Annotated in this window: 16 protein-coding genes; 7 read left to right on the plus strand and 9 right to left on the minus strand. The window is 39.3% G+C overall.

The genetic code is table 11. The annotated features are described in order from the left end of the window. Positions 1-3: 3 nt before the first annotated feature. The 4 genes from ZA05_RS12220 to ZA05_RS18490 all read left to right on the plus strand — a co-directional run bounded on the left by ZA05_RS12220 (position 4) and on the right by ZA05_RS18490 (position 4,760). On the plus strand, positions 4-1,704 hold the full coding sequence (locus ZA05_RS12220; protein ID WP_053991975.1) for a SusD/RagB family nutrient-binding outer membrane lipoprotein: 1,701 nt from the start codon (positions 4-6) through the stop codon (positions 1,702-1,704). A 15-nt stretch (positions 1,705-1,719) separates the two neighbouring features. Beyond that, positions 1,720-2,640 (plus strand): hypothetical protein, encoded by a 921-nt coding sequence (locus ZA05_RS12225; protein WP_053991976.1) that lies wholly within the window; start codon positions 1,720-1,722, stop codon positions 2,638-2,640. 126 nt (positions 2,641-2,766) lie between these two features. Continuing rightward, entirely contained in the window at positions 2,767-4,365 is a 1,599-nt protein-coding gene (locus ZA05_RS12230) for an aryl-sulfate sulfotransferase (protein WP_231632492.1), read from the plus strand. A gap of 203 nt (positions 4,366-4,568) precedes the next feature. After that, a complete protein-coding gene (locus ZA05_RS18490) occupies positions 4,569-4,760 on the plus strand; it encodes a hypothetical protein (protein ID WP_053991978.1) in 192 nt (63 codons plus the stop codon). A 33-nt stretch (positions 4,761-4,793) separates the two neighbouring features. On the opposite strand, the gene lspA is transcribed toward ZA05_RS18490, so the two are convergent. From lspA to ZA05_RS12255, 4 genes are all read right to left on the minus strand, one after another. Further along, positions 4,794-5,291, minus strand: coding sequence for a signal peptidase II (lspA, locus tag ZA05_RS12240; protein ID WP_053991979.1), 498 nt, complete (start codon positions 5,289-5,291; stop codon positions 4,794-4,796). Positions 5,292-5,297: 6 nt separating this feature from the next. Then, on the minus strand, positions 5,298-6,191 hold the full coding sequence (gene fabD / locus ZA05_RS12245; protein ID WP_053991980.1) for an ACP S-malonyltransferase: 894 nt from the start codon (positions 6,189-6,191) through the stop codon (positions 5,298-5,300). Between the two features lie 121 nt (positions 6,192-6,312). Beyond that, positions 6,313-7,869: an NAD(P)/FAD-dependent oxidoreductase gene (locus tag ZA05_RS12250; protein WP_053991981.1), complete on the minus strand. Its 1,557-nt coding sequence runs from the start codon at positions 7,867-7,869 to the stop codon at positions 6,313-6,315. Positions 7,870-7,922: 53 nt separating this feature from the next. Next, a complete protein-coding gene (locus ZA05_RS12255; RefSeq protein ID WP_053992108.1) occupies positions 7,923-8,807 on the minus strand; it encodes a dihydrofolate reductase in 885 nt (294 codons plus the stop codon). A 283-nt stretch (positions 8,808-9,090) separates the two neighbouring features. Between ZA05_RS12255 and ZA05_RS12260 the strand changes: the two genes are divergently transcribed. Beyond that, the gene (locus ZA05_RS12260) at positions 9,091-9,387 is read left to right on the plus strand and encodes an isoamylase early set domain-containing protein (RefSeq protein ID WP_053991982.1); all 297 of its coding nucleotides are present in this window, start codon (positions 9,091-9,093) and stop codon (positions 9,385-9,387) included. Between the two features lie 72 nt (positions 9,388-9,459). Here ZA05_RS12260 and ZA05_RS12265 read toward each other — a convergent pair whose 3' ends face one another. From ZA05_RS12265 to ZA05_RS12285, 5 genes are all read right to left on the minus strand, one after another. Beyond that, positions 9,460-10,284, minus strand: a complete 825-nt coding sequence (locus ZA05_RS12265) for a thymidylate synthase (protein ID WP_053991983.1) — start codon at positions 10,282-10,284, stop codon at positions 9,460-9,462. A gap of 182 nt (positions 10,285-10,466) precedes the next feature. Beyond that, positions 10,467-12,179: a nucleoside transporter C-terminal domain-containing protein gene (locus ZA05_RS12270; RefSeq protein WP_053991984.1), complete on the minus strand. Its 1,713-nt coding sequence runs from the start codon at positions 12,177-12,179 to the stop codon at positions 10,467-10,469. A gap of 91 nt (positions 12,180-12,270) precedes the next feature. Beyond that, positions 12,271-12,876, minus strand: coding sequence for a bifunctional nuclease family protein (locus ZA05_RS12275; protein WP_053991985.1), 606 nt, complete (start codon positions 12,874-12,876; stop codon positions 12,271-12,273). A 112-nt stretch (positions 12,877-12,988) separates the two neighbouring features. Further along, on the minus strand, positions 12,989-13,948 hold the full coding sequence (locus ZA05_RS12280) for an electron transfer flavoprotein subunit alpha/FixB family protein (protein WP_053991986.1): 960 nt from the start codon (positions 13,946-13,948) through the stop codon (positions 12,989-12,991). 64 nt (positions 13,949-14,012) lie between these two features. Continuing rightward, positions 14,013-14,759: an electron transfer flavoprotein subunit beta/FixA family protein gene (locus tag ZA05_RS12285; RefSeq protein ID WP_053991987.1), complete on the minus strand. Its 747-nt coding sequence runs from the start codon at positions 14,757-14,759 to the stop codon at positions 14,013-14,015. 384 nt (positions 14,760-15,143) lie between these two features. Here ZA05_RS12285 and ZA05_RS12295 point away from each other — a divergent pair, with 384 nt between their 5' ends. Further along, the gene (locus ZA05_RS12295) at positions 15,144-16,127 is read left to right on the plus strand and encodes a pyruvate dehydrogenase complex E1 component subunit beta (RefSeq protein WP_304437600.1); all 984 of its coding nucleotides are present in this window, start codon (positions 15,144-15,146) and stop codon (positions 16,125-16,127) included. Between the two features lie 64 nt (positions 16,128-16,191). Then, positions 16,192-18,690, plus strand: coding sequence for a DUF5686 and carboxypeptidase-like regulatory domain-containing protein (locus tag ZA05_RS12300; RefSeq protein WP_053991990.1), 2,499 nt, complete (start codon positions 16,192-16,194; stop codon positions 18,688-18,690). Positions 18,691-18,848 lie beyond the last annotated feature (158 nt).

Raw genomic sequence — 18,848 nt, forward strand, 5'->3', positions numbered from 1 at the left:
GTCATGAGAAATCTATTCAAAATAAAATTAAAATACCTTAAAATTTCAGCTCTTGGGCTTCTTTTCATCTGTATGTATAATTGTAGTGACTACTTGGATATCAATACAGATCCTAATAACCCAACCACAGCGCCCTTGGATCAGTTACTCACGAATGTTGAGGGGAGTTTTAATCAGATTACTGAATTCGAATTGTTTATTGCAGAAGAGTTGTCTTGCTACGTACATCAAATAGTATACAGGGAAGAGCAGGATCAATACGGAACAAAACAGGACAATGCGGATGTGCAGAATTCTTGGGATGTGGCCTATTCGGTATTTACGGAGTCCAATATTATTATAGAACAGGGAACCGCAGACAATGAAATGGTTATGGTTGGGATGGCTAAAATCATCAAGGCCTATACAGCTGTGATAATTGTGGATGTTTGGGGAGATGCGCCCTTTACAGAAGCGGCACTTTTGGAAAGTGGCGTGGTAAGTCCCGTGTTCGATGATCAGGAGTTTATTTACCAATCCGCTCTGGAGATGATTGATGAAGGTTTGGCCAATATCAACAGTGGTGTTGGGCAGAATCCTGGAAGTCAGGATTTGTTTTATGGTGGAAATGTGGCTCAATGGAACCGTTTTGTAAACACCTTGAAGTTGAAATTGTATAACGAAATTCGTTTGTCTTCCATGTTTAATGCTGGCGATTTGAGTGCTTTGGTTGCCGAAGATAATTTTATGCAGAGCCTAACGGATGATTTTCAATATCCTTATACGTCCACCCAATCGCCTGCCGATGAGCGAAACCCATTATATAGAGATTCATACCTGACGGGGCAAACGTCACAGTATGCTAGTCCTTGGTTTTATGAAATTTTAAAAGGATGGAATCCTAATATCCATACAGGAGTTCCAGATCCTAGATTACCCTATTATTTCTTCAATCAATTAGTGCCAGATCAACTACCACCAGATGTAGGAGACCCAACAACGGGCAATCCATTTGCAGATTATTGGGATAGAAATACAGGTTTCCATTCCATTAGGTTTGGTAGTGTAAGTGCCAATAGGGATTTCACCTCAAGAAATTCATCAACCTATCCTGGGATCTATGTTTGCGGAGGGAAATATGATGACGGACAAGGCGGGAGTGCGAATGCTAGTGCAGGAACGGGGGCTGCTCCCCATAGAATTTTAACCTATCATGAATCGCTGTTCATTCAAGCAGAATTAATGCAAGTTGGATTGATTCCAGGAAATGCCAGAAGTAAATTGGAAGAAGCCATTATAGCGGCGTTCAGTAAGGTGGACAATGTAGTGGCTAATTCTGAAACTACTCAGGATGTGCCTGTTCTTTTAGGGTCAGCTGCTGTTACGGAGTTTGTAGAAGGAATTTTGCAGGAGTATGATGGAGCTTCCGCAGAAAAACAAATGGAGATTATCATGACCCAAAAGTGGGTGTCGACCTTTGGAGATCCTTTCGATCAATATAACGACTACCGAAGAACGGGCTATCCTGTTTTAGCAGATCCTAACGGACCTTCACCAGAATATCAATTGGACAATGAAGATGATTGGCCTTTGGTTGATAGTGAAACCACGTTGACAAGATCCTATCAAATTTCACTGTTTTGGCCACAAGCAGAGTTGAATGTCAATCAAAATGCGCCTAGCCAAAAGGACGCGACAACCTATGCAATTTTCTGGGATAACTAATCAAAATTTTACACTATGAAAACAAAATATAACATAATAATTTTCTTGATTTCCATCCTGTTGGGGGTAACTGCGTGTGATAATGACGGTGGAGATTCGGTGATTGAAACATCATATGGGGCTTTGCCAGATTTCAATATTGTCGAAGGTAGTGCCGATTTTATTGACTTGACGAGCTTTGATGATTTAACACTTCAGTTTACGGTTGATGTGGGATTGGGAAATCCGGAGTCTTTCGATTTGAAGGCATTCTATCTCACAACAAATGGAGAGCTATATGGACCCGCAACTTTGGATGAAAATGTTACTACGTTTCCAAAGGAATATTCGCTTAGCGGATCGGATATTATCAATGCATTTCCGGAACTCAATAGTGTTGACGATGTGCAAGTAGGGGATATGTTGAAACTGTTTACGGGCTTTACTTTTTCCGATGGAAGTAGTTTTGATATCCTAAACGAGAACGGGGAAGCCAATTACTATGCACCCGATTTCGATGCCTTTCCAATGTTTACGGCAAAATTGGATTATGTGGTGTCTTGCGAGTCTGATTTGGCCGGTACACATTCGTTCGTATCCAGTAATTTACAAGCGGCCTATGGCTATGGTTGCCCCAGTGGAGAGGTTACAGGAACTGTTGTTTGGACTGCTCAAGGAGGAGGTACTTATTTGACATCGGATCTTGGTTTTGGTCAATATGAATCTTCTTGCTGGAATGATACACCTGCAACCAGTGGTGGAGCTACCTTTAGCGAGGTGTGTGGAGAGATTATTTCTGGAGGAACAGACCAATATGGACTTACCTATATCTGGGTAATTACTGGGGTGAATGGCCCCGAGTTGTCCATGTCTTGGACGAATGATTATGGAGATTCTGGAGACGTAGTGATTACAAGAGAAGGCGGCGCCGATTGGCCTGCACTATTCACGGAATGATAAGATTGTATGATGAATAATAACTAAAGAAACCTTCATTTTAATTAAAGTGAAGGTTTTTAGTAAAAGCATATGTGGACAAATAGTTACTATATTTTAAGAATTTTTTCTATCAAAATTGCGTTGATGCTGTTCTTATTTTCTTGGCAGTCTTATACGCAAAATACTGTTGGAGTAATTACAAATACTGCTGAAGCCTATAATGGATATACCTTGTTTACCAATCATACCACAACGTATTTAATCAATAATTGTGGCGAGGTGATTAACCAATGGGAAAGTGAGTATATCGACGGGAAATCGGTGTATTTGTTGGAAGATGGCAGTATATTAAGGTGTGGTTTTGTGGAGAATTCCAATTTTTCATTGCCTGGTATTGGTGGTGTCATTCAAAAAATAGATTGGGATGGTACTGTACTTTGGGAGTATACATATTCAACTGAAGACTATTCACAGCACCATGATGTTTATCCGCTTCCAAATGGAAATGTTCTTATTTTGGCAGTTACCGAGAAAACGGATACGGAAGCCTTTCAAGCAGGGAGGGACCCTTTGCTTTTGGATGAGGATTCCTTGTATAATGAACAAATTATAGAAGTAGCTCCTGTTGGCTTTGATTCTGGAGAAATTGTTTGGGAATGGAATGTTTGGGATCATTTAATTCAGGATTATGATAGTGCTAAGGATAATTTTGGAGTAGTGTCTGAGCATCCAGAACTGTTGGATGTTAATTATTTAGGGGTGTCGGTGCGGGCATCCAATTGGATGCATGTCAATTCAATTCAGTATAATGAAACTTTGGATCAAATCATTTTAAGCTCTCGACAGTTAAATGAAATTTATATCATAGATCACTCTACAACTACACTTGAAGCAGCTGGACATACCGGAGGACTTTATGGTAAAGGTGGCGACTTTTTGTATCGGTGGGGAAATCCAATAGCTTATGGTCATGGAGATGAAGAAGATCAGCAGCTTTTTGGGCAACATACGCCTCACTGGATCCCTGAAGGTTTGGTAGATGAAGGGAAGATTTTAATGTATAATAATGGAAATGGTAGGCCAGAATTGTTTTCCAGCGTCGATATTATTGAGCCTCCCGTAGATGAATTCAATAATTATATTTATGAAGCGGGGCAAGCCTATGGGCCCGAGGAGGCGGAGTGGCAATATACCGATACACCCATGACCAATTTGTTTTCAAGGATCATGTCTAGTGCGCAACGGTTGCCAAACGGTAATACTTTAATTTGCGATTCGGATTCTGGGTATTTTTTTGAAATCGATTCTGAAGAGAATAAGGTTTGGGAGTACATCAACCCCCAAAAAGCATCAGGGAGTATTTTAAGTCAAGGAGAGGTACCCGAAAGTAATTTGACGTTTAGAGCTACCAAATATCCCCCCGACTATGTTGCCTTTGAAGGAAAGGACCTCACGCCTGGATTACCTATTGAATTAAATCCTAATCTGGAAAATTGCAGTATTCTCAATGTTGAAGAAGTAACTCAAAGTGAGGTCAAGCTATATCCCAATCCCGTAAGGACTGTACTTTATGTTGAAACAAAAGATAGAATGGAGGAGATTTTCGTATATGATTATACGGGAAAACTGATCTTTCAAGGGTATGAAAAGGTGTTGGATTTTAGCGGTTATGGAAGGGGAATGTATATGGTTTCACTCAAGATAAATGGCCACATTTTGTATCAAAAAGTGATTAAGATGTAAGTTAAAGAAGTAGGTTTTTACTTCAAATTGTACGAATTCGAGATAGTTTATCAAATACTGCCTATCATTAAGAAATATTCAGTGATATCCTACAATGTTTGAGGATGTAATATTAATGGGTTGATTTTTAATGGTTTGTTGGCTGTGATTTGGAATTGGGTAATAGGTTGCCTTACTTTGTACCCAATGATAAATGAACTATAATGAAATTGATAAGTATAAAAAGGGAAACTATTTCCGAAGAACGATTCACCCCAAAGATGGGATTATTAAGTACAAAAGTGACATACATTAAAAAGCAATTTTTAAGTATTCCTTTTAAAACCTTGCATAAATATAGGGAGACCTATTATGGCAAAATCAAAGACTGCGAAGATTGTGTTTTAGCACGATAAAATAAAAAAGCCTCAATATTGAGGCTTTATTTTTTATGCGGTTTTTGTTGTCTTCTTATGGAAAAAATTGGCCACAAGCAGCATGATCATTCCTGTGGTTACCGAGACATCTGCAATGTTAAATATTCCGGTTTTTAACATCCCTCCAAAATCAAGATGCAAAAAGTCGGTTACTGATCCATAAACAATGCGGTCGTAAACATTGGCAATTCCTCCACCGGCAATACAGCATAAGGCCACAAGACTAAAGCGGTCCAATGTTTTTGTTTTAAAGATGTAATAGATTAAATATCCCAATACCAACACAGGTAATAGCAATAAGAAGATGAGCTTAAAAGTTGGGTTTAAATCACTTCCCATGCCCAAAAATGCGCCTGTGTTTTCAACATTCATCATTACAAACACATCTCCAATCAAAGAGATTTGTTCTCTTGGATCGACACTTTGCCTGATGATAACTTTTGAAATTTGGTCCACGGCAATATTGGCCGCAATGAGCAGAACAATTCCTAAACTTCTTGAAATTTTCATGAGCGTTTAGTTGTTGGTTTCTAAGGTTGCCGAAACAGTTTCAGACTCTTTATTAATTTTCTTTACCAAACCTTGCAATACTTTTCCAGGGCCAACTTCAGTGAAATGTGTAGCACCATCGGCAACCATTTGCTGAACAGATTGTGTCCATCTTACTGGAGCAGTCAACTGCGAAATTAAGTTGGCCTTAATTTCTGCAGGATCGGTTACAGCGCTGGCCGTTACATTTTGGTAGATTGGACATTTGGGTTGGCTGAAGGTTGTATTTTCAATAGCGGCAGCCAATTCTTCTCTTGCAGGCTCCATTAAAGGCGAGTGGAATGCGCCTCCTACAGGTAAAACCAATGCTCTACGGGCTCCTTTTTCTTTCAATACTTCACAGGCCTTGTTGATAGCTTCCACTTCACCGGAAATTACCAATTGTCCTGGGCAGTTATAGTTGGCAGCAACTACCACACCATCAATAGAAGCACATACATCTTCCACAACTTGATCTTCAAGGCCCAATACAGCAGCCATGGTGCTAGGTTGTAATTCGCAAGCTTTTTGCATAGCCATAGCACGTTGGGATACCAAACGCAAACCGTCTTCAAACGTTAGGGTACCGTTGGCAACCAATGCTGAAAATTCACCTAGAGAGTGTCCAGCAACCATGTCTGGTTGAAATTTATCTCCCAAAGTTTTGGCTAGTATTACGGAATGTAGAAATATGGCAGGTTGTGTTACTTTTGTTTCTTTTAAGGCTTCAGCGCTTCCTTCAAACATGATATCGGTAATTGAAAAACCTAGAATTTGATTGGCTTTTTCAAAAAGTTCTTGGGCTAAAGTTGAGTTTTCGTAAAGGTCTAGACCCATTCCTGTAAATTGGGCACCTTGACCTGGGAATATATATGCATTCATGTTATTAATTTTAGTCATGCAAAAATAGGAATAATATCTTTAAAAGATAGTAGTCTTTATCAGCACTATAAAAGGTTTTGAAACTTAATATTTTAACTTGGATTCACGTTTTGTAATCTTGTTATAAATTCTCTGTAGCAGCTTCTGCACAACGTTCGCCATCCATGGCTGCGGAAATAATTCCACCGGCATAACCGCCACCTTCACCACATGGGTAAAGATTGGATATTTGAGGGTGTGCAAGTTGTTCGTTTCTAGGAATATTCACAGGTGAAGAAGTTCTAGATTCCACGCCTATAACATTAGCTTCGGAGGTATAATAACCTTTCATTTTTTCTCCGAAGGCTTTAAACCCTTTTCTTAACGAACCGCCAATAAGTTTTGGTAGTAATGAATGCAATGGTGCCGATTTTAATCCCGGTTGGTAAGATGTCGGGTTGAGATCGGTTGATAAATTGCCTTCCACAAAATCGGTGAGTCGTTGCGCGGGAGCAGTTTGGGTTCTGCCTCCAGCAGTAAAGGCCAAACGCTCCAAATCCTTTTGATATTCCAAGGCTTTAAATACACCGTGCTTTTCATATTTGTGCAAATCGGTGTCAGCATTTATTTCAACAACAATCCCTGAATTTGCAAATTCATTGTTGCGTTTTGATGGCGACATTCCGTTTACCACCACTTCTCCATTAGCGGTTGCCGCAGGCACAATAAATCCGCCGGGACACATACAAAAAGAATAAACACCGCGATTGTTTACCTGCTGTACCAGACTATAGGCTGCAGCGGGTAAAAGTTCATCGCGTTGTCCAGAACAGTGATATTGTATGGAGTCGATAATATGTTGTGGATGTTCCACACGAACGCCCATTGCAAAAGATTTTGCTTTTAAAGAAATGTTTTTGTCGTTCAATAAATAGAAGATGTCTCTTGCAGAATGTCCCGTAGCAAGAATTACGCGATTCACAGGAATCTCTTCTCCTTTTTGTGTGTGGATGGCCGTGATGGTACCGCCCTTAATTGTAAAATCGGAAACACGGGTTTCAAAATGAACTTCTCCTCCGTATTTCAATATGGTTTCACGAATGTTGGTAACCACCTTTGGCAATTTATTGGTCCCAATATGGGGGTGGGCATCCACTAGAATTTGGTCTGTGGCACCGTGATACACCAAATTTTCAAAAATTCTGCGAACATCACCGCGTTTCAAACTGCGGGTGTAGAGTTTCCCATCACTATAAGTCCCAGCACCGCCTTCTCCAAAACAATAGTTGGAGTCTTCATTTACAAAATGCTCTTGGTTGATGGCTCTGAGGTCGCGGCGTCTGTCTTTTACATTTTTACCTCTTTCGAGAACTACTGGTTTAAATCCTAATTCAATACAGCGCAAAGCGGCATACATTCCTGCGGGTCCAAACCCAATAATATGTATGGGTTTGGCATTGGAAACATCTTTGTAATCAAATTGGTATTCTGAAGTGTCAGGAACGGGTTCCTTTATGTATACAGCTATTTTGTAATTAAGAATGATGAGGCGTTTACGGGCATCAATAGATTTACGCAACACTTTAATTCCTGAAATGTCTTCTGCAGGAATATCTAAAAATTGAGCTGCTTTAAGAAGCAGAATATCGCTTTGCCTTTCCTCTTCCAGAGTTACACGCAGCTGTATGTCTTTTACCATGTGGCAAAATTACTGAAAAAGTAGCTTTTATTGCGATTTATTAAGCTAGAGAATTACGCGCGTTCGTAAGTTAAAAATGAAAATGAGTAATCGTGCTTGTCGTCTTTTTGGTGGAATTTATTAGCCACTTCCTTCCATTGCATTGGATCTATTTCAGGGAAATAGGTGTCGCCTTCAAAACTTTCATGAACTCTGGTCAATTCAATTTTATCGGCAATGGCCATAGCTTGTTTGTAAATTTCGCCACCACCAATAATATAGGGCTGAGGATCACTTTGGGCGGCATCGATGGCATCTTCCAAGGAGTGCACCAAAACTACTCCGCTGGGGACTTTGTAATCCTGTTGGGTGGTGATGACAATATGGGTTCTGTTTGGCAGCGGTTTTGGGAAACTTTCAAAGGTTTTTCTTCCCATGATAATATGGTGTCCGTTGGTTAGGTTTTTAAATCGTTTTAAGTCGTCACTTAAATGCCAGATCAAGTCATTGTCCTTCCCGATAACATTGTTTTCTGCAGCCGCTACAATAATGGTCAATTCACTGTTTTTTGCTGGTTTTACAGCTGTAACTGTTGGCTCTGGAAGTGTTTTTTTAAGCTCTTCAATTTTTGCTTTCTGTTTGGCGACTAACTTATTTAATTGGTTTTGTTCCCAATCTTTGCCCATAAATCTGTGGGTTACGAACACATTAAAGGTATGGTAGAGCAAAAAGAACAACCAAATAACGATAGGGTAGACAAACCAATTGACTCCAAAAGGTTTGACATCTTTGCCGATGCCCATGGCAAGGTTGGCAAGGATTAGAAACACGGCACCAATTAAGAAAACCACAAAATGGGAGTATAGACGTTTTTTTTGTTTGATGCGCTTTTGGGCGTATTCAAGCATTTCCAATTGTTCTTTGTCTATTTGCGGTGTTGGTTTCTTTTTTCCGAACATAGGTTGAATATTAGTTAATGTAAATTTACTCTTTTTAGTGTAAATGGATAACATTAATTTATGGAAAGGAAATGGGAGTGTGATGCGTTGAAAATGAAATGGATATGGTATTGTTTATGGGGTTTGGATTTTAAAACGCCAAAAAACAGAAGTTTTTATTTTGTTCTTTAAATTAAAATAAAGCCATTTTTAAGAAAATGATAAATATTCGGTATATGTCTTTATTTCAGTTTGTTGCTGAAGTTTTCTTTCATAGATTTGAGTATAATTAATTCATTTTACCATGGCAATTTCAAAACAATACCTAAAGAGTAAACCAATTTGTAAAGTCACTTTTTCCTTACCTGCAGAGGAAGCGAGCAAAGTAGCTTTGGTAGGCACCTTTAATGACTGGGATACTGGAGCTGTAGAGCTTAAAAAATTGAAAAATGGCACCTTTAAAGGAACCTTGAATTTAGAGAAAGATCATTCGTATGAATTTAGATATGTGGTAGACGGAACCTATGTGAATGACGACCAAGCCGATGGCTACAAATGGAGTGATTATGCTTCAGCAGACAATTGTATTTTGAACCTATAACCTTTTTAATTCCATATAAAAAGCGCTTTAAGAATCCTTAAAGCGCTTTTTTTTTTGAATATATTTTGGGCATTATACGGCAACCACTCCCTTAATGTGAGGATGTGGATCGTAGCCGACCAATGTGAAGTCTTCAAAAGTAAACTCAAAAATATCCTTGATTTCTGGGTTTAAAACCATGGTAGGCAAAGGTCTTGGCTCTCTGGATAATTGCAGTTCCAATTGCTCGTAGTGGTTGCTATAAATATGGGCATCTCCAAAAGTATGGATGAATTCTCCGGCTTCATAACCACAAACCTGAGCCATCATCATGGTCAAGAGGGCGTAGGATGCAATGTTGAACGGTACCCCCAAAAAGATATCGGCGCTGCGTTGGTAGAGTTGGCAGGAAAGTTTGCCATTGGCCACATAAAATTGAAAGAAGGCATGGCAGGGCGGCAATGCCGCTTTTCCATTGGCAACATTCTCACTGAAGCTTTTCGAAGTATCAGGAAGCACCGAAGGATTCCATGCGGAAACCAACATACGTCTGCTGTCTGGATTAGTTTTCAGAGTTTGGATGACTTCCTTGATTTGGTCGATCTCATCGCTGTTCCAATTACGCCACTGATGTCCGTAAACGGGACCTAAGTCACCATTTTCATCGGCCCATTCATTCCAAATTCTAACGCCGTTTTCAGTAAGGTACTCGATGTTGGTATCCCCTTTTAAAAACCAAAGCAATTCGTAAATAATGGATTTTAGGTGCAATTTTTTGGTGGTCACCATCGGGAAGCCTTCGCTTAAATCAAATCGCATTTGGTATCCAAATACACTTTTGGTTCCTGTACCTGTGCGGTCAGATTTTTCATTACCATGCTCCAAAACATGCTTGACAAGGTCGTGGTATTGTTTCATATTCCTAGTTCTGTATCTCTGGGATTTCTTTGTTTTTAGTTGAAAAACATGCCGTAAACTTACATGTCTAAATATGGGGCTAAATTAGAAAAAAGGCAAACAAGAAATTGGTGAGGCTATGAAATGATATTAAAAGTTATCAACTAAACAAGAACACAATAGATTGTGTTTGGTACAGTTGGTTAACCAATAATCATTCCTGCAATAGTTGCTGAAATTAAGGACGCAATAGTACCTCCAATTAAAGCTTTAATTCCAAATTCTGATAAGGTTTTTCGTTGACCAGGCGCCAAGGAACCAATTCCTCCAATTTGAATTCCAATGGAGGCGAAATTGGCAAAGCCACAAAGCATGTAGGTGGCCATGATTACGGACTTTTCGTATTTAAGGTGAAGGACATTTCCAATATCTTTGAGTTCAGCCAATTGAATGTAGCCCACAAATTCACTGGCTACCAATTTAACGCCTAAAAGTTGTCCCATTAACGCGACATCTTCTTGAGCAACCCCAATGAGCCACATGACGGGAGCCAAAATATAACCAAGGATAAATTCAAGAGAGAGACTGTTATAAATGGTATGGTTGGACACAAGGGTATTCAAGGTGGTGATGTCTCCAAACCATTGTAAAATACCATTAAGCATGGCTATGAATGCCAGAAATACTAACAACATAGCGCCTACGTTCACGGCCAATTTTAATCCTTCGGAAGTACCGTTGGCAATGGCATCCAAAATATTGGAACCAATATCGTCATGGGTGACTTTAATTTCCGAGTCAAAAGTTTCAGTTTGGGGAAATAAAATTTTGGAAATTACAATGGCTCCGGGCGCGGCCATCACTGAGGCTGCCAATAAGTGTTTGGCATAAAACAACTCCATGGCAGGATCGCCTCCTCCCAAAAATCGTATGTATGCTGCCAAAACACCACCTGCCACGGTGGCCATTCCGCCTACCATGACTAATAAGATTTCAGAACGGTTCATTTTTTCCAAATAGGCTTTGATCATCAAAGGGGATTCTGTTTGGCCCAAGAAAATATTTCCTGCCACACTTAAACTTTCGGCCCCGGAAATCTTTAGTAATTTGGAGAGTAACCAAGCCAATCCTTTTACCACTTTTTGAATGATTCCTAAGTAAAATAACACGGAGGTCAATGCCGAAAAGAAAATAATGGTAGGTAAAATGGAAACGGCAAACGTTATCAGGGAATCTTCAATTTTATCGGATATAAAAGATTTGAATAGAAATTCTGTTCCGGCCATGGTGAAGTCCAAAATTGAGACAAAAATACTACCTACCCATTCAAACATACTCTGTATGAAGGGGACTTTTAAGACGCCAAAGGCCAAGAGCAATTGGGCTGCCAAACCAATGCCAACGGTTTTCCAATTTATAGCTTTTCTATTACTGCTAAAAAGGAAAGCAATGACCAAAAGTGAAAACATACCTAGAATGCCTCTCCAAAGACTGCCAAATGAAAAGCCTTTGCTTTTGATTAGACCCTTGGATTCATTGAGTACTGGGCTTTGGGTGGCCGTAGGAAGTTGCTTTAGGCGATAAGTAATGTCTTTTTCGGAGAACACCAAAGTGGAATCAGTAAGTTCTTTGATGCTGAAATGGCGTATGGTGTCTTTGGGTTGATTGTAGTACAGTACCAAAACGTTGTTTTGGTGCACGTAATTTCCAGAATGAAGTCCTTGGCTTTCGGCAGATGTTTGATAGGAAAACGACCCGTTTTCCAATTGAAAAAAATCTGAATCAGAAATGGAATAAAGTGATTGGCCTGCTTTGTTTTCTATAGTTTGAAATTGCCATTTTTTTTCAATGCTTTGGGAAAAGAGTGTATTTATTGCAAAAAAAATAGCTGTAAAAGCCAAGAAAAAATATTTCATCTGTTTGAGTTTATTAGATCATATGTGAGCAACAAAATACTAATTTGAAGCACCCATAACCGTCATGCAAACACTCATTTAAACAGCGAAACTAACGTTTGGAAATCTCGTCTCTTATTTTCGCGGCTTTTTCATAATCCTCATTTTTAACAGCTTCTTCCAAGAGTGCATTTAATTCTTGCAAAGTTTTGTCCTTGAAACTTTCCTGAATGCCGGCTTCAACCTCCTCTGCAACCAAATCATCCACAAGGATGCTATCGCCTTCATCTTCGCTTTTGGGGTTCACCTTTAAGTAAATCCCTGCTTTGTCCAAAATGTTCTTATAGGTAAAAATAGGAGCTTGGAATCTTAAGGCTAGGGCAATGGCGTCACTTGTTCGGGCATCGATAATCTCTTCAATTTTATCGCGTTCGCAAATCAAGCTCGAATAGAATACGCCATCCACCAATTTATGAATGATGACCTGTTTGACAACAATGTCAAACCGATCGGCAAAATTTTTGAATAAATCGTGGGTTAGCGGTCTTGGAGGGCGAATTTCTTTTTCTAAGGCAATGGCAATGGATTGTGCCTCGAAAGCACCTATTACGATAGGTAGTTTTCGGTCGCCGTCAACTTCATTTAAAATTAGTGCATAGGCACCATTTTGTGTCTGACTATATGAAATTCCTTTTATGTTAAGACGTACTAAACTCATAATAAAAAACACAAAGAACTGTTTAAATTAGGACTTTAGCAACAACTAATGACAGATTTTGTAAGTCAACTAAATTTAAACAGTCCTTTGAAGATACAAGTTAAAAAAAATATTATTGTTGAGCCTTAAATGCCTTCAATTTTTCAATGAGTTTAGGAACAACTTCAAAGGCGTCTCCAACAATACCGTAATCGGCGGCCTTAAAGAAAGGAGCCTCGGGATCGGTGTTGATCACTACTTTTACTTTGGAAGCATTGATACCAGCCAAATGCTGAATTGCTCCTGAAATTCCGATGGCAATATAAAGGTTGGAGGCTACAGGTTTTCCTGTTTGCCCAACGTGCTCGCTATGCGGACGCCATCCTAAATCGCTCACTGGTTTTGAACAGGCTGTAGCGGCTCCTAAAACATCGGCAAGCTCTTCTACCATTCCCCAGTTTTCAGGTCCCTTAAGACCACGACCACCAGACACTACAATCTCTGCATCGGCAATGGTAACCTGACCTGTTACTTTATCTACCGATTCTACAGTTACTCCAAATTCAGGGATAGAAGGAGTGAAGTCCTCAGCGGCAGCAGCAGCACTATTTTCAACAAGGCCAAAGGCGTTTTTGGAAAGCGCCACCAATTTTACATCGGTGTTAATGGTAGTCATGTTGAATGCCTTATTGGTAAACGCAGTACGCTTAACAGTGAAAGGGGCAGTGCTTATTGGCGCTTCAACTACATTGGATGCATAACCTGCATTAAGGTCTACAGCCAATAGAGGCGCTAAATATTTACTGTCTGCACTTGAGCTTACAATCACTACTTGGCTACCTTCTTTTTGAGCGGCTTGGGCAATGATACTTGCGTAGGCATTGGCATTGAATTTATCTAATTTGGAATCACTCACCTTTAAAACCTTGTCCACACCATAGCTTCCTAAAATAGAAGTGTCATCGGCATTAATGGAAACGGCCGTAACGGTAGTGCCCATTTGGTTGGCAACTGCTTTGGCGTACGACGCTACTTCCAGAGCCACTTTTTTAAATGTTCCTTGTTCTGATTCTGTATATACTAAAACTGACATAAGCTTAATTTGATATATAAAACTAAAATTGAATGAACCTCAATTTGATTTTATATGTAGGTTATTAAATTACTTTGGCTTCGTTGTGAAGTAGGTTAACTAGTTCTTCTACATTGTCCGCATCTATTAAGGTAACTGCACCTTTTGGCGCTGGTTTTTCAAACTTAACAGAAGCTGTTTCTGCAGATGCCTCAACAGGCTCAAGAACAGTTAAAGGTTTTTTGCGAGCCATCATAATTCCTCTCATGTTAGGGATGCGAAGGTCACTTTCTTCTACCAATCCTTTTTGTCCGCCAATAACTAGAGGGAAGGAGGTGCTAACAGTTTCTTTTCCGCCGTCAATTTCTCTTGTAGCGGTAACCGAAGTACCTTCTACTTCCAAGCCAATACAAGTATTTATAAAGTTAGCATTGGTTAATCGTGCCAACATACCAGGTACCATACCGCCGTTGTAATCTATGGATTCACGTCCTGCAATTACAAGGTCATAGCCACCATCCTGCACCACTTTTGCCAATTGTTTAGCAACTACAAAACCATCTGTAGCTTCCGCATTTACACGAATGGCCGAATCTGCACCAATAGCAAGGGCTTTTCTTAGGGTAGGTTCAGTTTCTGGACCACCAACATTTACAACATCTACAGTAGCACCTTGTTTTTCTTTAAACCACATGGCGCGGGTCAATCCAAATTCATCGTTAGGATTGATTACGAACTGAACACCGTTGGTGTCAAATTTAGTGTCGCCTTCGGTAAAGTTAATTTTTGAAGTCGTATCAGGTACATGGCTAATACATACTAATATTTTCATATTGATATTATTATTTAATAAGTACTTTTTTTTTCGAGGTTACGAAGTTAAATAAATTCATTTATATATTTGCTATGCATGCATAATATAATTTTGCCTTTTTGAGAGAAATATGCCGTTTACGGTAAAAAATGTTAAAATATAAATGCGCTTTTGTAGTAATTACTTAAAAATTGGAGCCAATTTGGTTCGGAAATAAAATCCTGTTTTGGCCATGCCCTTCCAAAATTTGCAAATCGTGGGAAAAGGGGATTATTTTTTTATGAATTATTCCTATTTTTGCTATCCAATTTAAACTTGAAATATAAATGAGAGGAGCCTTATTGTAAGGGGGACTTTTCCATACGACAATAGGTGAATTTTTTCTGACCATTTAAACAGAATATACAAATGAAAACAATTCAATTCAGAGAAGCTGTTTGCGAGGCCATGAGTGAGGAAATGCGTAGAGATGAGAGCATTTACTTAATGGGCGAAGAAGTCGCAGAATACAACGGTGCTTACAAGGCATCAAAAGGAATGTTGGATGAATTTGGCCCGAAGCGTGTGATAGATACCCCTATTGCTGAGCTTGGTTTTGCCGGAATCGCAGTAGGTTCAACAATGACCGGAAATAGACCAATTGTTGAGTTTATGACATTTAACTTCTCTTTGGTTGGAATTGATCAAATTATAAACAACGCGGCTAAAATCAGACAAATGTCTGGTGGACAGTTCAAGTGTCCTATCGTATTCCGCGGACCTACAGCTTCTGCAGGTCAGTTGGCGGCAACACACTCCCAGGCTTTTGAAAGTTGGTATGCCAACACGCCGGGTCTTAAAGTAGTTGTGCCTTCAAATCCTTACGATGCTAAAGGGCTTTTAAAATCAGCCATCCGTGATGACGATCCAGTAATTTTCATGGAAAGTGAGCAAATGTATGGAGATAAAGGAGAAGTGCCAGAAGGAGAGTACACCATTCCATTGGGAGTAGCTGACATCAAGCGAGAAGGAACAGATGTTACCATTGTTTCTTTTGGTAAAATCATTAAGGAAGCTTACGTGGCTGCCGATGAGTTGGCAAAAGAAGGGATTTCATGTGAAATCATCGATTTGCGTACCATACGCCCACTAGATAAGGCTGCTATATTGGCTTCCGTTAAGAAGACCAACAGACTGGTAGTATTGGAAGAGGCTTGGCCGTTTGGAAACGTTTCTACTGAAATTACTTATATTGTACAATCTGAGGCTTTCGATTATTTGGATGCGCCAGTTGTAAAAATTAACACAGCCGATACACCTGCACCATATTCTCCGGTATTATTGGAACAGTGGTTGCCTAACAGTACCGATGTTGTGAAAGCTGTAAAAAAGGTAATGTATAAATAAAACGCAGTTTTTTGCGTTATATAAACTTCATTGGCATATTTGTGCTGATGAAGTTTTTTTGCTTATGAACATAAAACTATTTTCTCTATTCTTTTTCTTCGGACTTTTATTTGGATTTTCACAAACCAAAGTAAGTGGATATGTAATAGATGAAAACAACCAACCCGTGGCTTATGCCAATGTAATTTTTAAAGGATCTACAGAAGGAACCATCTCCAACGAAGAGGGCCGTTTCTATCTGGAATCCGATAGTAATTGGGATACAATAACAGTCTCTTTTCTAGGGTATGAAACCCTGGAACTCAACTTGCCCAAGCGTGTCAACTATAATTTAAACCTGGTACTTAAGGAAGAAGCTGCCTCTTTGGATGAGGTGGTAATTATCACTGGTAAGCAATCCAAAAAGGAATCTGAGAATCCTGCCATTGGTATCTTAAAGAAAATATGGGCTAATAAGCGATCCAACGGACTTCGTATGTTTAAACAGTACGAGTACGATAAATATGAAAAGGTTGAGTTTGACATTAATACTATAGACAGTGCTTTTATGGATAAAAACCTGTTCAAGGGCATGGAGTTTGTTTTTGAGCAAGTGGATACTTCCAAGGTCACGGGGAAAACCTATCTGCCAATATTCATTAATGAAGCTGCTAGTAGAGTCTATGGAGATAATGTTATCAAGAAAGAAAAAGAAGAGTTAAAGGGGAATAAAAATTCTGGGTTTAGCGATAACCAAGCGCTGATAGATTTTGTGGACGACCTTTATGCTGATTATGATGTTTATGATAACTATTTAAAGTTTTTTGACAAGAGCTTTGTGAGTCCCTTATCAAAGACAGGAATCAATACTTATAATTATGTCCTTTCAGATAGTGCCTTTATCGATAATAAATGGTGCTACAATATAATTTATTACCCAAGACGTAAAAATGAGTTGACCTTTAAAGGAGATTTTTGGGTGGCCGATACCACGTTTGCCATTAAGGAAATCAACATGCAAGCTTCTAAAAGTGCCAACATCAACTGGGTAAAGGAAATTTATATTGAACAGGAGTTTGAGGTGCTCAATGATTCGGTATTTTTAATCAAGAGGGATTATTTCATGTCTGATTTTGCCTTTCAAAAAAAGGAAAAGGCAAAAGGGGTATATGGAAAACGAACAACCCTTTACAACAACTATAAGTTTGATGAGCCCAAAGATCCAAAATTCTATTTGGAAGAAGTGTTCGATTTCAATCAGGAAATCTATAACCGGGACGAAGAGTTTTGGGCACAAAACCGATTGGAAAGTCTAAATAAGGATGAGCAGGGGGTCTATAAAATGTTGGATACCCTAAAAACGGTTAAAAAGTTCCAACGAGTCTACAATACAGTGAGCATGTTTGCTTCGGGTTACAAAGAATTTCCTGCGTTACACTTTGATTACGGACCTATTTTTTCAACTTTTGGATACAACGATGTAGAAGGCTTTAGGCTTCGTGCTGGAGGGCGCACTTATTTTGGTTACAACGATTTGTGGCGTGTTGAAGGGTTTACGGCGTACGGATTTAAGGACAACAAATTTAAATATGGAATTTCCGGAAAATGGTTGTTGGATAAAAGGAAGCGGGTCATTATTTCAGGTGGAAACCGAAGGGATGTAGAACAAATAGGGGCTAGCCTTACCAATTCTACCGATGTTTTAGGTCGTAGTTTTGCTTCTTCGGCAGTATTTAATACAAGTGTGAATGACAAGCTTACCAATATCAACCTGACCACTTTGGCGGTAGAAATTGAGCCCGTTAAAAACTTGGTGCTGCGCATTATTGGCGATTATAGGACTTTGCGGTCAGCCTCTGAAACCTTTAGTCTAGATTATTATGATGACGAATCCCCTACGGGAATTGCATCTGAAGTACACCAATATCAAACAACACTTTCATTATCCTATTTTCCTGGCCGGAAAATGACAGGTTTTGGGGTGGAACGTTCCAGTGCCAATGATGACTATGCCAGTTTTTTTGCGCAAATAAGTAGAGGGGATAAGGTGGTTTTTAGTAGTGATTTTGAATATACCAAATTACAGTTTTCCTATATTCAGCCATGGCAGTTAGGAGGTTTTGGACGCTTGACGTCAGTATTGGAAGCAGGGAAAACCTTTGGACCCGTACCTTTGGGATTGCTCAGTGTGATTCCGGGTAACCAGTCCTATTTTTCAATTTATAACACCTTCACCCTATTGGATTACTACGAGTTCGTGACCGATACTTATACATCGTTGCATTTGGAGCATAATTTCAATGGACGCTTGTTTTCAAGAATACCGCTTGTTAAAAAATTGAATCTTAGGTCTATCATTGGCTTTAGGGCTGCTTGGGGTAAGATATCCCAAGAAAATAGGGATTTGAATGCTTCGGGACTTGAATATATTTCGCCTACGGATGAACCGTATTATGAATATAGTTTTGGTGTAGGGAATATTTTTAAAGTCTTCCGCTTGGACTTTAATTTCAGAGGAAATTATCTTGCAATTCCGTCGGCTAGGGATTTTGGTGTTACAGGAGGCTTTAACTTTCAATTTTAGAAGTTATCGCGTCCCTTTTTTCTCAATATGCCTTGTTTATTTACAGTTCCTTAAAGAAAAGTCATATGGTTTTAGTTGTCTAAGCATAAAGACTTCCGTATCTTTGCGCCTTTAAATTTCGAAAAAACTAATCATTGTATCTCTTTTATTGGAGATAG

It is taken from the genome of Mangrovimonas sp. TPBH4, from assembly GCF_001280505.1.
Lineage (GTDB): Bacteria > Bacteroidota > Bacteroidia > Flavobacteriales > Flavobacteriaceae > Mangrovimonas_A.

Excerpts from the sequence above, each read along its gene's own strand:
- ZA05_RS12220 (WP_053991975.1), top strand. The coding sequence starts at position 4 with ATGAGAAATCTATTCAAAATAAAATTAAAATACCTTAAAATTTCAGCT.
- ZA05_RS12225 (WP_053991976.1), top strand. The coding sequence starts at position 1,720 with ATGAAAACAAAATATAACATAATAATTTTCTTGATTTCCATCCTGTTG.
- ZA05_RS12230 (WP_231632492.1), top strand. The coding sequence starts at position 2,767 with ATGCTGTTCTTATTTTCTTGGCAGTCTTATACGCAAAATACTGTTGGA.
- ZA05_RS18490 (WP_053991978.1), top strand. The coding sequence starts at position 4,569 with ATGAAATTGATAAGTATAAAAAGGGAAACTATTTCCGAAGAACGATTC.
- lspA (WP_053991979.1), bottom strand. The coding sequence starts at position 5,291 with ATGAAAATTTCAAGAAGTTTAGGAATTGTTCTGCTCATTGCGGCCAAT.
- fabD (WP_053991980.1), bottom strand. The coding sequence starts at position 6,191 with ATGAATGCATATATATTCCCAGGTCAAGGTGCCCAATTTACAGGAATG.
- ZA05_RS12250 (WP_053991981.1), bottom strand. The coding sequence starts at position 7,869 with ATGGTAAAAGACATACAGCTGCGTGTAACTCTGGAAGAGGAAAGGCAA.
- ZA05_RS12255 (WP_053992108.1), bottom strand. The coding sequence starts at position 8,807 with ATGTTCGGAAAAAAGAAACCAACACCGCAAATAGACAAAGAACAATTG.
- ZA05_RS12260 (WP_053991982.1), top strand. The coding sequence starts at position 9,091 with ATGGCAATTTCAAAACAATACCTAAAGAGTAAACCAATTTGTAAAGTC.
- ZA05_RS12265 (WP_053991983.1), bottom strand. The coding sequence starts at position 10,284 with ATGAAACAATACCACGACCTTGTCAAGCATGTTTTGGAGCATGGTAAT.
- ZA05_RS12270 (WP_053991984.1), bottom strand. The coding sequence starts at position 12,179 with ATGAAATATTTTTTCTTGGCTTTTACAGCTATTTTTTTTGCAATAAAT.
- ZA05_RS12275 (WP_053991985.1), bottom strand. The coding sequence starts at position 12,876 with ATGAGTTTAGTACGTCTTAACATAAAAGGAATTTCATATAGTCAGACA.
- ZA05_RS12280 (WP_053991986.1), bottom strand. The coding sequence starts at position 13,948 with ATGTCAGTTTTAGTATATACAGAATCAGAACAAGGAACATTTAAAAAA.
- ZA05_RS12285 (WP_053991987.1), bottom strand. The coding sequence starts at position 14,759 with ATGAAAATATTAGTATGTATTAGCCATGTACCTGATACGACTTCAAAA.
- ZA05_RS12300 (WP_053991990.1), top strand. The coding sequence starts at position 16,192 with ATGAACATAAAACTATTTTCTCTATTCTTTTTCTTCGGACTTTTATTT.